Source organism: Microbulbifer agarilyticus, from assembly GCF_019800665.1.
In the GTDB taxonomy this organism is placed as follows: domain Bacteria; phylum Pseudomonadota; class Gammaproteobacteria; order Pseudomonadales; family Cellvibrionaceae; genus Microbulbifer; species Microbulbifer agarilyticus_C.
In genome coordinates, this window is record NZ_JAHVKO010000005.1 from 63,699 (window position 1) to 77,992 (window position 14,294).

13 protein-coding genes are annotated in these 14,294 nt (G+C 57.0%); 3 read left to right on the forward strand and 10 right to left on the reverse strand.

Annotated features, from left to right (window positions below; translation table 11 throughout):
* Position 1: 1 nt before the first annotated feature.
* The 3 genes from KUV22_RS12985 to KUV22_RS12995 form a co-directional block, all read right to left on the reverse strand.
* A complete protein-coding gene (locus KUV22_RS12985; RefSeq protein ID WP_222231789.1) occupies positions 2 to 682 on the reverse strand; it encodes an SOS response-associated peptidase family protein in 681 nt (226 codons plus the stop codon).
* A 40-nt stretch (positions 683 to 722) separates the two neighbouring features.
* Positions 723 to 2,099: a hypothetical protein gene (locus KUV22_RS12990; RefSeq protein ID WP_315857556.1), complete on the reverse strand. Its 1,377-nt coding sequence runs from the start codon at positions 2,097 to 2,099 to the stop codon at positions 723 to 725.
* A gap of 79 nt (positions 2,100 to 2,178) precedes the next feature.
* Positions 2,179 to 3,090 (reverse strand): LysR family transcriptional regulator, encoded by a 912-nt coding sequence (locus KUV22_RS12995; RefSeq protein WP_222231790.1) that lies wholly within the window; start codon positions 3,088 to 3,090, stop codon positions 2,179 to 2,181.
* A gap of 230 nt (positions 3,091 to 3,320) precedes the next feature.
* Between KUV22_RS12995 and KUV22_RS13000 the strand changes: the two genes are divergently transcribed.
* Positions 3,321 to 3,920: an NADPH-dependent FMN reductase gene (locus tag KUV22_RS13000; RefSeq protein WP_222231791.1), complete on the forward strand. Its 600-nt coding sequence runs from the start codon at positions 3,321 to 3,323 to the stop codon at positions 3,918 to 3,920.
* A gap of 46 nt (positions 3,921 to 3,966) precedes the next feature.
* On the opposite strand, the gene KUV22_RS13005 is transcribed toward KUV22_RS13000, so the two are convergent.
* The 5 genes from KUV22_RS13005 to KUV22_RS13025 form a co-directional block, all read right to left on the reverse strand.
* Positions 3,967 to 4,401 (reverse strand): ion channel, encoded by a 435-nt coding sequence (locus KUV22_RS13005; RefSeq protein WP_222231792.1) that lies wholly within the window; start codon positions 4,399 to 4,401, stop codon positions 3,967 to 3,969.
* 1 nt (position 4,402) lies between these two features.
* A complete protein-coding gene (tadA, locus tag KUV22_RS13010; protein ID WP_222232328.1) occupies positions 4,403 to 4,837 on the reverse strand; it encodes a tRNA adenosine(34) deaminase TadA in 435 nt (144 codons plus the stop codon).
* A 71-nt stretch (positions 4,838 to 4,908) separates the two neighbouring features.
* Positions 4,909 to 5,727: a 23S rRNA (guanine(745)-N(1))-methyltransferase gene (gene rlmA / locus KUV22_RS13015; protein ID WP_222231793.1), complete on the reverse strand. Its 819-nt coding sequence runs from the start codon at positions 5,725 to 5,727 to the stop codon at positions 4,909 to 4,911.
* Positions 5,724 to 7,352, reverse strand: a complete 1,629-nt coding sequence (locus tag KUV22_RS13020) for a GMC family oxidoreductase (protein WP_222231795.1) — start codon at positions 7,350 to 7,352, stop codon at positions 5,724 to 5,726. The genes rlmA and KUV22_RS13020 overlap by 4 nt, the downstream gene beginning before the upstream one ends.
* A gap of 323 nt (positions 7,353 to 7,675) precedes the next feature.
* Positions 7,676 to 10,390: a family 20 glycosylhydrolase gene (locus KUV22_RS13025; RefSeq protein WP_222231797.1), complete on the reverse strand. Its 2,715-nt coding sequence runs from the start codon at positions 10,388 to 10,390 to the stop codon at positions 7,676 to 7,678.
* A 592-nt stretch (positions 10,391 to 10,982) separates the two neighbouring features.
* Between KUV22_RS13025 and KUV22_RS13030 the strand changes: the two genes are divergently transcribed.
* Positions 10,983 to 11,423, forward strand: a complete 441-nt coding sequence (locus KUV22_RS13030) for a hypothetical protein (RefSeq protein ID WP_222231799.1) — start codon at positions 10,983 to 10,985, stop codon at positions 11,421 to 11,423.
* An 84-nt stretch (positions 11,424 to 11,507) separates the two neighbouring features.
* Complete coding sequence (locus KUV22_RS13035; RefSeq protein ID WP_222231801.1) at positions 11,508 to 12,014, forward strand: RDD family protein; 507 nt, start codon at positions 11,508 to 11,510, stop codon at positions 12,012 to 12,014.
* 41 nt (positions 12,015 to 12,055) lie between these two features.
* Here KUV22_RS13035 and lptG read toward each other — a convergent pair whose 3' ends face one another.
* Together lptG and lptF are read right to left on the reverse strand one after the other, a co-directional pair.
* A complete protein-coding gene (lptG, locus tag KUV22_RS13040) occupies positions 12,056 to 13,117 on the reverse strand; it encodes an LPS export ABC transporter permease LptG (protein ID WP_222231803.1) in 1,062 nt (353 codons plus the stop codon).
* Positions 13,104 to 14,249, reverse strand: coding sequence for an LPS export ABC transporter permease LptF (lptF, locus tag KUV22_RS13045; RefSeq protein ID WP_222231805.1), 1,146 nt, complete (start codon positions 14,247 to 14,249; stop codon positions 13,104 to 13,106). The genes lptG and lptF overlap by 14 nt, the downstream gene beginning before the upstream one ends.
* Positions 14,250 to 14,294 lie beyond the last annotated feature (45 nt).

A 14,294-nucleotide genomic window follows, 5' to 3' on the forward strand; every position in this document is an offset into this window, starting at 1 on the left:
ACTAGAACAGAGTCTGCGACGTACCCGGTGGTATGTACTGATTCACCTGCTGGGCCTCCCCGGTGTACTCCAACCCCATGGCTTTGTGCAGCGGCTGCACCAACAAGTCCGCACCGTCAAAGCGAATATCCGGGTGCAGATAGGGTTCAAACGCCTGGGTGTCTTCCCCACCATCGAGCCACTGGTCGACAAAGGCCGGGTCTGCAGGCGCAATCATGGGAAAACTTTTCTCATGGAAGCGGGCGGTATCCGGGTGTGCCGCCAGGGTGATAATCGAGCAGCTCAGTAGGTCACCCCAGGTTTTGTACAGGCCACAGAAAAAGAACGGACGACCGAAGCGGAACTCTACCGGGTTCTTGCCGTGCTGGCTCTCCACCCAGGCGGTTGCGGGAATTAAGCAGCGCGACTTGCGGTACTCCGGCCGTTGCCCGAGCTTTTTCCAGTTACTGTTGATGGACCAGTATTTTTTGTGCGGTTTCCAGGCGTCGCCCTGCTTTTCCAGATACAGGTGCCAGATGGCATTTTCCACCTGATGCGCACCGTGGCGACCGGTGACGATACTCACCTTGGTGGTGGGCCGCCGGCGGCGGCCAAAAATCATTTCCTCCTGGTGTTCCACCCCATATTCATCGAGAAAGCGCTCGAAGCCGGCCTCATCATCAACATCAAAAACACTGCACATGGCTATTCGACTATTCGTTAAATGGCTACTAGTAAAGCGGTTACCAATTTAGTGAAGACGGCAAGCGCGGCGAGGACAGCAGCCGACTAAATTTTTGCCAGCGCGCCTGTGGGGTATCTGCGTCAGCCTCGATATACTCTTTGACCAGCGCCTTGCCCCAGTTGTAGTTGATCACGTAGGCACCGTAGGTATCGACAAACTTTACCCGCTGCTCCGCTTTCTCCGGGCTCATCGCGGTGTATTTCTGAAAGCGTTTTACCGCTTCCGCGCTATCGATTTCTCCGTCGATGTATTCGCGGGCAACAATATTTTCCGCGAACTTCAGCTGTGCCAGTAGATCCAGTACGCGCTGGTATTTTTCCGCAGTAGCAGGATCGAGTCCGGCCAGGGGATACAGGGTTTCCTGTTCAAAGCGGGTTTTCTCTTCCCCCGGGAACGCGAGTTCAATACCGTAATTCGCCGTACCTTCGGCGATCAGCGACTGGGGGCTGAATAACGGGTAAACACTGTACTCAACCCACCCCTGATCTTTTACCAGCTTTTCCTCGAGCAGGGCGTTATAGGTATGGTGCCCGGGATACCCTTCGTGGCAGCCGAGGTCCACGGCGCGGTCAATATGAATGGGGAGGCCAGCGTTGATCTGAATCAGGCTGTGAGAGTCACCCTGATACCAGTTGTAACCACTCCAGGGTTTGTCTTTGACGTATTCCAGGCGAAAGCTTTCGTTAGCAGGGAGCGCAACCTGTGCCTGGGTGCGCTCCTTGCAGGCTTCGATGGCCGCTTTGAATACGCTGTCGAGCTTGTCTTCGGGAATCCGGTATTGCTCGCGAAACGTTTGCACCCGAGTATGCAGGGGATCATCACCGGGCAGCTCGGCATCCAGCGCTTTGAGCACCGGGTCAAAGTCACTGTATTGCTGCACCGGCGGCTCGGTATCGTATAGCGCCTTGGCCTCCTGCTGAAAATTGCGGAAGCTGGCGTCGGCAATATGATGCGCGTGGGCAGCCACCGCTCCCAACTGGGTTTTCAGGTACTGCTTGCGCAGGGTGTTGAGGTCATCGGCAGGCGCAATGGCTTGCGGTAACTGGGCAAGCAGCCGCTCAGCGCGATTGGCAAGTTCCGCAGGCGATGCGGTGTCTGCCTCGGCCTCTGTTTTCCACTCTGCCGGGCCGTAGTAAGCATCGACGTAACTCTTATCGTGGTTACCCAGCGTAAGGACCAGCCGCACATAATGCTCGGCCAATGCGTCCATTGCTGGGTCGCGCTCATTAGAAACTTGCGCCCGATCATTGGAACCCGACGATTTAACAGCAGGCGCCTGTGCTTCCGCCGCCTGTTGCTCGGGAGGTTTGTTATCGCAAGCGGTGAGCACCCCCAGGATTCCACACAGAATTGTCGCGCTAATTATTTTTTTCACATTGTTTCCCGCTATTTGTTCACGATGTTTGTTGAGGACGAAATGGATTTCGGACCCAGCTTTCAAGCATATCCCAGCTTCAGGCTACCGCGCCGATTTGTGCAGGTAAGCGCGCGAGTTCCTGTTTTAACCAGGACAGAAACAGCTGTACTTTTTGCGTCCGGTGCATGTCACGATGGGTTACCAGCCACAAGTCCGTACTCCAGTCCGAGGGCGGCTCAATCAACCGCTGCAATCCGGGCCGGGCCTCGGCACACCAGCTGATTATTGCGGCAATACCCACATCGCAGCGGGCCGCATCCTCAAACCCAGAAAACTCGTTGCAACGTAGCACGATCTGCTCCTCCGGTACCGCCCGGGCGATCCATGCGAGGCTCGGAATGAAATCGTAGGCGTCAACCGGGGCGACAAAGCGATGCCCGGCAACCTGCTCCAGCGACTGAAACGGCCCGCACTCACGCAGGTAGGCGGCAGACGCATACAGCGAGCTATGCAGTGAAATCGCCTTTTGCACCACGTAATCCGGCTCCGAGGGCTTGGCGCCAGGGCGGATGCCGATATGGGCTTCGCCGTGTTCCAGGCGCAGCTGGCGACTGTCCGCCACCAGCTCCAGTCGCAGCTGCGGATTCTTGCGCTGAAACCCTCGCACAATGGGCATCAGCATGGGGATTAGTGTGCCGACCGTGGTGATTACCAGAGAGCCCTGCAGCGTCTCATCGACCCCCTGCATTTTGCCCACCAGCAGGTCCAACTGGTCCTGCATATTCTCCGCCGCGCCCATCAACATGCGCCCCGCTTCGGTTGGTACATAACCGCGGGGGTGACGAATAAACAGGCGAGTTTTTAGCGCTTTCTCCAGTGCATCGATACGGCGCAATACCGTGGAGTGGGACACATCCAGCTCGAGTGCAGCCCCCGACAGCGTGCCCGCCTTGGCCACCGCAAGGGCATAGTGCAAGTTGTTCCAGTCCTTGACCGATGGACCTGCCATTGAACGCTCCTCAAAGTCGCCTCTAGGGGTGGAAGTAATCGTGGGAAAGTAGTCGATAGGCGACGGCGATCTGCAGACTTTAGCCGGGCCAGCCCCTCTGTGCAAATTTGCACAGAAACATTGCAAATACTTTATTTTTGTTCTTCTGTGAAAGGATCAAAATAGCCTCAATACGTTCAAAGGCCCTCACACGACCAAGGTAACCGGGGCCAGGCACCAGAGGAATACACATGAGCAACCAACGTAAACCCCGTCTGCTGGCACTCTCCGGTAGCCTGCGCAAAGATTCCTGGAACCGCCAGCTGGCCAGCGCTGCAGCGGAAATGGCGCGGGCAGCAGGCGCCGAGGTAACCGAAATTGATTTGCGCGACTACCCCCTGCCCCTGTTCGATGAGGATGTGGAAGCGACCGCCACTCCGGAAGCAGCTGGCAAACTGAAAGCACTGTTTGCGTCCGCGGACGGCCTGCTGATCGCGAGCCCCGAGTACAACGGCTCCGTCACCGCCGCACTCAAGAATCTGATCGACTGGGTATCCCGTCCCGACGCAAACTTCAGCCGCGGCGTTACCTTCCAGAACAAACGCGCCGCCCTGTTCGCGACTTCTCCCGGTGGTCTGGGCGGTATGCGCGGGCTCAACCACCTGCGGGATATCCTGCAACCGATGGGCGTGTGGGTCTCCCCGACCATGCTCGCGGTACCGTCATCGTTTAGTGCCTTCGCCGATGGTGCACTGGTGGATGAATCCTCGTCCGCGCAGCTGCGCACGCTGGTGGAAAAAACCATCGCCGCGATTCCCGCACTGGAAGAACGCGAAAGCGCGACTGCGTAATCGCACGAGAAATGAGGTAAGCGCCCGCCGAAGATAAAAAGCGGGCCTATTCGCCCAGATCTTCAGCCCAATAGCGCTGCATTTTGAGGAACAAGAAAGAGGCCGACCAGGTGATCAATACCAGGCCGGTCAGGGCCTCAAGCCCCACGGTGAAACGCAAGGTGCCGTGGGGCTCAATATCACCGAGCCCGAGAGAGGTGTAGGTGGTAAATGAAAAGTAGATACAGTCCTGGAGGGTACCATCGAAGTTACCTTCCAGGGTCCCAAACAGCGGCGAGTGAAACATCACGTAATACCCAACCGCAAACATCCAGATTTCCATCACGTGCGCGATCAGGGTGCCGAAAACACCAATCAGCACGCCAATGTTCCTGCGCAATTGCCACTTCTGCCCCACCCAGAACAGCGTATTGAGTACCTCGTGGTGGATCACCACCGCGAAGGCAACCAGCAGACTGTTAATGACAATGGGGATCAGCATATCAACGCCGTTTCCGGAAAAAATCCTTTAGTAAGGCGCCGGCTTCCTCAGCCATAACGCCGCCTTCCACCTGCACCTTGTGATTGAAAAAGTTCTGATCAGGCAACTGTAGCTGACTGGTGATCACCCCGGCGCGCGGTTCGATTGCGCCATACACTACACGCCCGATGCGTGCGTGAATCAAAGTGCCGAAACACATGGTACAGGGCTCGATAGTCACGTACAGGGTGGCGCCGGGCAGCCGATAGTTTTGCTGCTTGTGCGCAGCCGCACGCATCGCCATCACTTCCGCGTGGGCACTGGGATCAGATGCCAAAATCGGTTGATTGAACCCTTCGCCGATCACTTCACCATCCAGTACCACTACCGCGCCAACGGGCACTTCACCCACTTCCGCGGCCTTGGCGGCGAGACCCAGCGCCCGCTGCATAAACATAAAATCCAGAGGTGTTGCCAAGGTTCGGTATCCTGAATCTGCCGGTGAGGAGGTTATTGTAAGGGTGAAAATCAGTGGACTCGCTTGGCGTAGCGACGCAGCAGAAAGTCCGCCTCGAGATTGAGGCCAGGCTCTTCCTCCAAGGTGCGACGGGCTTCGGCATCCCCCTTCCACGCAAACGGCGTCATGGCGAGAAAATCCTGTACCGGTTCACCACCCTCAATCAGCAGTGGAAATTCACAGCGCAGTTCGCTCTCCAGGTCAAAGCCAACTACAGGCGACGGCGCAGTGTGCTGCTGTGGTTTATCGTACAAGCGGCTTTTCAAGCTCCACAAATGATCCGGCCCCGGGGATACATCGAGCAGGATTCCGCCGGGCTTCAGCACACGCGATAATTCTTCTGCGGGGCCCGGGGCAAAAACCCGCAATATGGCGTCGACACTGTTATCTGCAACTGGCAGATGGAAGCTGCTGCCCACAGCGAAATGGGCCTGCGCCTGCCTCTTCGCTGCAAGCCGCACACCGGCCTTGGCGATATCCACACCAGCTATCCCAGATTCCGGCCAGCCGGCCTGAACCAGAGCCCGGTCGTAATAACCCTCGCCACAGCCCACATCCAGCAACACCGGAGATTGTGCTTGTTCTCGCCCCTGCATTAACTGTGCACAAATGGCGTCTGCCAGGGGCGCATAGTGCCCGGCTTCAAGAAAGCGCCGACGGGCATTTAGCATTTCAGCAGAATCCCCGGGTTCACGGCTGCGCTTTTGCTGCACAGGCAGCAAATTTACGTAGCCCTCGCGGGCCTGGTCGAAGGTATGGCCATTGGCGCAGCGCCAGCTTCGTCCTTCGAGTTCAAGGGAAAGGTTGCATTGGGGACACTGCCAGATCATGCGTTTTCGGTAACTTCCTCGGTGCTTGGCACGGCGGATTTGCTCAAGATTAAATCCGCGGCTTTTTCGGCTATGGCGATCACCGGCGCATTGGTATTGCCACTGATCAAGGTGGGCATTATGGAGGCATCCACCACACGCAGTCCATCCACGCCTCGTACACGCAAGTCACTATCCACAACGGCCAGTTCATCCTGGCCCATTTTGCAGGTACCTACAGGATGGTAAATAGACTCGGCCTTTTGTCGAATAAACTTCGTGATCGCTTCCTTGCTGGTGAGTGATTCTTCCGGCAGCCACCAGCGTTTTTGCAGCTGCTTCAATTCCGATTGCTCAATAATATCCCGGGACATTTCGAAGCCTTCCACCAACACCTGCAGATCATCCGGTTCCGCCAGGTAATTCGGCTGAATGATTGGCAAGTCCCGCGGGTTCCGGGATGCCAAACTGATCCGCCCGCGACTTTTTGGGCGCAGCGCACAGGCGTGCAATGAAAAACCATTACCCGAGCGCTTGTCGAGGCCGTGGTTAAACAATGGCACTGCACTCAAGTGGAACTGGATATCGGGATGCCCGCCCGCAAGACTGGAACTGGCAAATCCGCCGGCCTCGGCGACGTTATTGGTGAGTTTGCCGCGATTCAAGAACAGGTACTCGGGCAGGTGTAATGCCGCCATCATTTTCGGCAATAGCGCATCGTTAAACCCAACCGAACGGTTGGTCTCAACCACCTGGGTGATATCCAGATGATCCTGCAGGTTTGCGCCCACCCCCGGCAAGTGGCACTGGGGCACGATACCCAGCTTTTTCAGCTCGGCCTCCGGGCCAATACCCGACAGCATCAGGATGTGCGGTGACTGAATTGCCCCGGCACACAAAATGACTTCTTTATTCGCCACAATGCGCTGACCATTCACCAGGGTTACCGCACAAACCCGGTCGCCTTTGAATTCCAGTCTCGCCACCGGAGAGCGGGTATAGATACTGAGGTTTGAGCGCGCTTTAGCGGGGTACAAATAGGCGGTGGCGGAAGAGCAACGCCGGCCGGATCTCTGGGTTACCTGATAAAAGCCGACACCGTTTTGCTGCTGGCCATTGAAGTCGTTATTGAGAGTGTGCCCGGCCTCCTTGGCTGCGCGCAGAAATGCGTGGCCTGCGGGCGATTTCCACTTGAGGTCCGACACCGACAACGGGCCATAGCCACTGTGCCAGGCATCACTGCCGCGCTCGTTGCCCTCGGCCTTGAGGAAGTACGGCAACATACTATCCCAGCCCCATCCGGGGTTGCCGGCGCGTTCCCAGGCGTCGTAATCACCGGCATTGCCGCGGATATACAACATGGCGTTAATCGCGCTGCTGCCCCCCAGTACCTTGCCGCGGGGCCAGAACAGGCGGCGGCCGTCGAGATGTTCCTGCGGCTCGGTGTAGTGATGCAGATTGAAGCGTTTGCCGGGCACCAGATAGCCAATGCCCACAGGCATCTGAATCAACAAATTGTGATCCGAGGGGCCAGACTCCAGCAGGCAAACCCGATTCTGCTCGTCTTCACTCAGACGATTCGCCAGTACACAGCCCGCCGAGCCGCCACCGACGATTACGTAGTCATACACCTTACTTTTCGCCATGGGCACCTCTCGTCGTCGTTCTTATTAGTTAGATGGTCTTTGGATAAATACAGTGCACCCAATCTAGCACCCCACGGGCGGTATTTTCCCCACCCCCGCCATACAGAACACCTTCAATTCCGAAATCCGTGAGGAATAGCGCGCTGATCACCGGGATTTATTCAGCAATTGTAGACCTGAGGCAGAAACACTCTCCGGCGACAGCAAGTGACAACAACCAAAGCACAATAAAGAAGCAACAAAAGAACAACAAAAAAAGGGCCCGTAAACGGGCCCTTTTTTTAGAACACATCCACAACGGATGTCGGTTACGACGCCACAAATTACAGTGCCACTGATCGTCCAGCCCGTTGCCCGTCTGCGCTCATTGCACGCAGTGACTGCACCGCTTGTGGAGTTACATCATCGGCCAGTGGTTGCCACTGTTCGCCATCGAAATACTCCAGCGTCAGCCCCGGATACGGCAGAGCGGTCTTCACACTTTCCCCTTCAACCGTCGCCCCCGGTACCGGCACGCGGTAGCCAACACCGGCGCGATCCAGCTTGAGCAACTCTTTGTTACCGAGTGCCGCGGCAAACACTGCCCAGTCTGCCGCCATCGCGGACTTATCCACAAAGGTAGTTTCGGCAGAGAAACTCTGCCCTTCATTTAGAGGAAGCTCCCACGAGGCCTGGTGCCAGGCGCGTTCGGCCAAGGCCAGCAGGCGCGGGAAAACCTGGTACTCCACCGCTTCGTCGGTGCGCACCACTTCGCTCCACAACTGCCCTTGAATACCCCGCACACTGTCGGCGAATTCCACGGCCGGCGTATTGGCGGTCCAGCCCTGGCCATCGCGATTCGGATACACCTCGGCCAACTGCGCCGTATTCAGCGGTGCGTAGCTAAACGTTTTGCGCGTATCTGTATAACGGGATGCCCAGTAGTAACCACGCTCCTTGGGATCCACTTCCTGTGGCATGTCGAAGTAGAGGAAGTCAGAGTGGGACTGCACCACCTCAAAACCGGTTTCGGCGAAGTGCACGCTCTCGTCGCCGCCACCCCAGAAGAGCGGTGCCCAGGAATTCACGAAGTTATGCGGCGTCGCCAGCTCTTGCTCAGCATCACTGATTTTCTTCACGCCGTCGTTCCAGGCTGCCATGGTGGGCACGCCGGCATCGGCAACCAGCTTGCTCACCCGCTTGGCGTAGAGTTCACCCAGCTCGTCGATGGCTTTTACTTCCCCACTGGCGATCAGCTTTTGGCACTGGGGTGAATTGGTCCACGGTTTGTTGCGCTGCTCTGCACGCGCATCCCCCTTCTCCGGGTCATTACCTGGTGCATCTTCAAAGGAATCCGCGGCCATGATATTCACCGCCTCATCGCCTCCGAAGTGCCAGGTCTTCAGCGGGTGCCCCGCGCGATCGTGCATCGCCTTCACTTCGCCGATCAGCTTGCCGACGAAGTTATAGGTAGAGTCCACACAGGGATTAATGTAGCTGTCGTTGTAGAACTGCACCGACAGGTACTCGGTATCATCCAGCGGGTCGATCAGGCGGTAGGCGGCCGCCGCTTCTGGATCTGAATCCTTCAGCTTGCGGTAGCGGGCTTCCATTGCCACCACAGCGGAGCGCGCGTGGGCCGGCATATCAAATTCCGGCACCACCTCAATATGACGATCCGCCGCATAGCGCAGGATCTCTACATAATCGTCCACGCTGTAGAAACCACTGCCAAAGTTATCCGCAAATGGGCCGGAACCCAGCTGTGGCAGCAAGCAGCGGTTTTCTTCCAGGTCGAAACAACGCTGGCTGCCGATCTCGGTCAGCTCCGGCAACCCGGGAATTTCCAGGCGCCAGCCCTCGTCATCAGACAGATGGAAATGGAAGCGATTGAGCTTGTACGCTGCCATTTGATCCAGCAGCTTGAGAATCACTTCCTTACTGTGGAAATTGCGGCCCACATCCACAAACATGCCGCGATGGGGGAAGCGCGGTGCATCTTCGACCGCCGCTTGCGGCAGACTGGCGCTCTTTAGATCAACCAGTGCCAGCAGGGACTGCACACCGTAAAAGGCACCACTGGCATCGGCGGCGACTACTTCCGCACCCTGCTCACTCACGTTGAGCTGGTAGGCACCCACCGGCTGACCGGTAAAGCCAGCGACATCCACCTTAATTCGTACCGGGTAAGCCGCTTCGCCCTGCGGCGACAGCTTGAGCGTATCGATACGCTGCTGAAGTGCGGCAACTGAACCGGCACCCAGTCCGTCGGCGTGCAGCGCAATACCGGAACCCAGCTGGATCGCTGGCGCTTCGCTCAACTGTATGCTGGCAGGTTGCGGGATAATACGGGCTCGCCAGTCTTCTTCACTCACCGGCGAGACATCGGCGGTGAACCGCTGATAGCGGGTTTCGGCGGTGGCCAGGGTATTGCTGTCGCTCGTTACACGCTTCCAGTTGTTCGGATCATTCTTGGTGATTGGCAATACGATGTCCGACAGGTCATCGGTGTCGGTTGCGCGAATGATGTGGGGTTCACCGGCGGCGTCCACAACAAACAAACGGGGCTGGAAGTCGGACTCGAACTGCATCCAGTTCTCGGCCAGCAAATCCAGCTCCAAGGTATCGCCACTGGCAATACCAGCGAACTGCTCGGTCGGGGTCAATCGGTGCAAATCCCCATTCACCCGCTCCAGCTTGAAGGCATCACTGTTCAGCAGTGCAAAGGTGCGGCGCACGCTGTGGAAATACAGGGTCCAGTCGCGCTCGCCGGCGCCTACCGCAGCACCATTATTGATCAAGCTGATGCGATAGGTGGAGCAGATCGCCCCGCTACCACCAGCCTGTTTGCACTGCGCCCGCAGGGCATCGTCTACGCCCTGGAAGTTCTGAAGTACTTCCTGAGTCACCGCGAAATTGGCCGCAAGCCGCTCGGCGGCCGGGGAATCGGCGCTCGCCAGCGGCGCAGCGGCCTCTGGGGATTCGGTAGATCTTGGGTCGGAGCAGGCAGCAATGACCGCAGACAGGGCCAGGCTGGCAAAGAGTGGGATCCTTCTCATGGACAGTCTCTTTATTGGTGAGTGCACTGCACAAAGCACCCGTTAAATTCTTATGTTGTGGTGGCGGATTTTAGAGTCCACCCAAAGCAACACCATAACGAAAAAGACAGCGCTGTCAATAAGCCAGAAAACATATGACCCGCCACGCTCATTCGTTCACGTTTATCTCAAAGACTTACGACCAAAATGACGCCAACAGTCAAAAGCTATGGAACTGCCTTTTCCGTTATCGATCCAAGGCTACGATCACTAGACAAAGTTTTTATAAGCATTTCCGCGACTAAATCAATTTCATACTAAAAAACATTGGCGGAAAGCTCCCCGCAGGCCTTGAGAACTGGGCAAAACTCTAGAGATCCAGCAATCATGGGGCTTGCGGAAAAATGACTCGTTTCACAGAAACGTTTGCAAACGGCGTTGGCATCTTCGCGACTTTTGTGAGATACAACAGCTTGAACAGGGTGAGCCATAATAAATTCAGTGGTTGTTCAGCAACCACCTGAGCCAAGAAAACATTCCCTGGGGTAGCAAAATGGAATCTCGCTGTACTCGGTTTCGTTCATCAAGGCACCTGGTTAATCCTGTACCAGTCGTGCTCGGTCTCTTACTGCTCCCAATTTCTTCAACCCTGCTTGCCGACGATATTTTTATTCCCGACTCCGATAGTGCCCTGAACCTTCAGGCCGACAATGCATTTTTCATCGACAGTGCCTTTGGCATGGATAACCAGGCTCTGTACGAATCCGCCGAGAACCTGCGTAACAACTCCATGGGTATGGTCCACCGCCGCCTGAACCACCAGTGGCTCGAGCAGCATACCCGCCCCAGTGATTACGCCGAGAAAACCGGGGGCCGCGCGGTCAATGAAATCCTGAAGATGGGTTTCAAGACCTATATGGCTCAGCACAAGCGCAACAAACAACATCCGCTGCTGCGCTATACCCAGAGCGAGGGCAAGTTCAGTAACGTACTGGATTACGACTTCCGTCTATCCGACGACAAGTTCAAGTTCACATTCGAATACGAGTTCTGATCCGACTGCCGTCACCCACAAGGCGCGCGCTCCCTCATTTACCTGCTAGAATCTCCGCCACTTTTTCCACAGGCGGAGATTCCCGTGTCCGACACCGTCAAGTCACCTACTGAATTCAACCACCTTCCCTACGCAGGCGTCGTTCCGCGCCTGATTGCGCTGATCTACGACGCGCTGATCGTCGCCGGCCTGTGGATGGTGTATGGCTTCTTCGCCCTACTCGTGGCCACCACATTTGGCGGCCTGCAATGCCAGCCGGAGCACATTGACTACACCCCGTGCGTGGGCGGCCCGCTCTATCAGTTCGGCCTGCTACTGGTCACCGCCGGCTACTTCTTCTGGTCATGGCGAGCCGCGGGGCAGACCATCGGCATGCGCGCCTGGCGCCTGATGGTGGCAAACAACAACGGTGTGCAGTTGAGCTGGTACCAGTGCTGTATTCGCGCACTGGTCGGCCCGCTGTCGGTGGCGTGCCTGGGACTCGGGTACTTCTGGGGATATTTCCGGCCAGATCGGGCCAGCTGGCATGACCTGGCGTCAGATTCGGAAGTTCGACAGCTGCCGAAAAAGAAGAAGAAAAAGTCGCTGTAAGATCAAATAGGATAAAGCGAAGAACTGCTGGAGACGGGCGCTTAGCGCGCCCGCTTCAGTAACAACCAGCCGAGCAGGAAGCTCGCCAGAATGGGGACGATCACCGCAATAAACGGCGGAAAGCCAAACACCACGGAAGACGGCCCCAGCATATCCTGAATCGTCTGGAACACGATCCCCACTATCACCCCGGTAAACACCCGCAATCCAGTGGTCACCTCACGCAGCGGACCAAAGATAAACGAGATAGCCATCATCACCAGACCGGCAATGGTCAACGGTTGCAGCACCTTCTTCCAGAACGCCAGCCAGTAACGTGCGGACTCCTCCCCTTTGCGATCGAGGAAGCGGCCGTAGGACCAGAGGTTTCGCGGAGATAGATCTGAGGGCAGCGGCACCACCAGAGAGAAGAGTTCCGGTGACATGTCCGAATTCCAGGTGGAACGCGCTTCCCGGCTGCTGCTGGCGCGATCTGCCGTCAGGCGGGTCTGGCGACTGTTCTGCAGCTCCCAACGACCATTTTCGAAATGACCGCGCTCGGAGAAAACCACCTGCTGCAGCTGGCGATCCTCATCGAACTTATAGCGGGTAATGCCAAACAAGGTTCCGCCCGGCAGCGCCGCGTTGAAATGCACGAACTCCCCACTGTCAAACAGCCATAGTCCATGCTCCAGGCCGGAGTTTTCCAGTTCGCCCTGGGCAATCGCCCGGCGGCTCTCGGCGGTTTGATTGGTATAAGGTATCACCAGTTCGGCAAGCGCCAGACCGAAGATGATCAGCACAATCACCGGTTTCATTACCGCCCAGGCGATACGCCCAATGGATACGCCCGATGCGCGCATGACCGTTAACTCGCTGGTACCGGCAAGTGTGCCAAGGCCCACCATACAACCCACCAGTGCAGAAAAGCCCAACTGGCTGTAGATGCGTTCGGGCAGTGTCCACACCACGTACTCGAGCAGATTCGTGAACTGGTAGTTACCACCCAGATCTTCCAGCTCATCGACAATGGCAGAAATAATATCCAGCCCGAGGATAACCATCAGCACCGCAAGGACTGCCAGGGTAACGGTGCGCGCAATATAGCGATCAAGCAGAGACATCGGCACCCCCAACATTACTTGCGCCACCGCTATTTGCACCACGTTTGCGCGGCTTGCGGTCGCGCCCTCCGAGCAATATCAGACCGAGAATCAGGAAGGGGGGATGCACCAGCCAGATAGCCCAGGCCTGCTCGATCTTGCCATCTTCAATGGCGCCACGAACACTCTGCAGGGCAACCAGATACACGATGTAGAGCAGTACCGCGGGAATCATCTTGGCATAGCGGCCCTGGCGCGGGTTGGTGCGACTCAGGGGCACCGCCAGAATCGCCACGATCAGCACCAGCACAGGCAGGCTGAAACGCCAGTGCAGGTTCACCCGTTCCCGGGGATCCTCACTTTTCCACAGCGCTGCGGTGGACATGGATTGCAGCTTTTCACTAGCTTTTGAGCGCAGGCGCGGCACTTCGAGCAGCACCTCGTAGCTGGCAAACGCCATCTGCCGGTAATCGCTCTGGCCGGGTATACCTTCGTAGCGGTAGCCGTCCCGCAAAACCAGGTAACGCAGGCCGGTTTCCGGATCGATCTGCTGCACCCCTTCACTGGCTACGGTAACAATCTGATGGTCGGTTTCGGTATCACCGCGGGAATTGCCCAGCTCGGCAAGAAACACATTGTGCATCGTGGAGCGGTCGTCACTCAGCCCTTCGGCGTAGTACACCGCGCGATTGCCACTGGTGGCGATAAATTTCTTCGGCACCAGGTGATCAAATTCATTGCGGGTTTTATCTGCAGTAAGCAGATGAGAGGTGCGCTCAATGCCCGTGGGCGTCAGGTACAGGCTCATTGCGGCAACAAACGCCGCCACCATCAGGGCAGGCACCAGGGTGTAACCCAGCAGCTGACGCTCACTGAAACCACACGCATGCAGCACCGTCATTTCGCTTTCGATATACAGACGGCCGTAGGCGAGCAAAATACCGACGAAGAAGCCGAGCGGGATAACCAGCTCGAGAAAGCCCGGTAGACGAAAGCCCATCAGAGAAAACAGGATTCCGGCGGACAGATCACCCGCCGCAGCTTCCGCCAGGTACTTCACAAAACGGCCGCTCATGACCATCAGCAACAACACGGCACTGACGGCCAGAGTTGCACCGAGTAGCTCGCGGCAGAGGTAGCGGAAAATTATCACTGAACGACCAGCTTCCCTGATTGCACTGTTTGATTTCGGGCGATT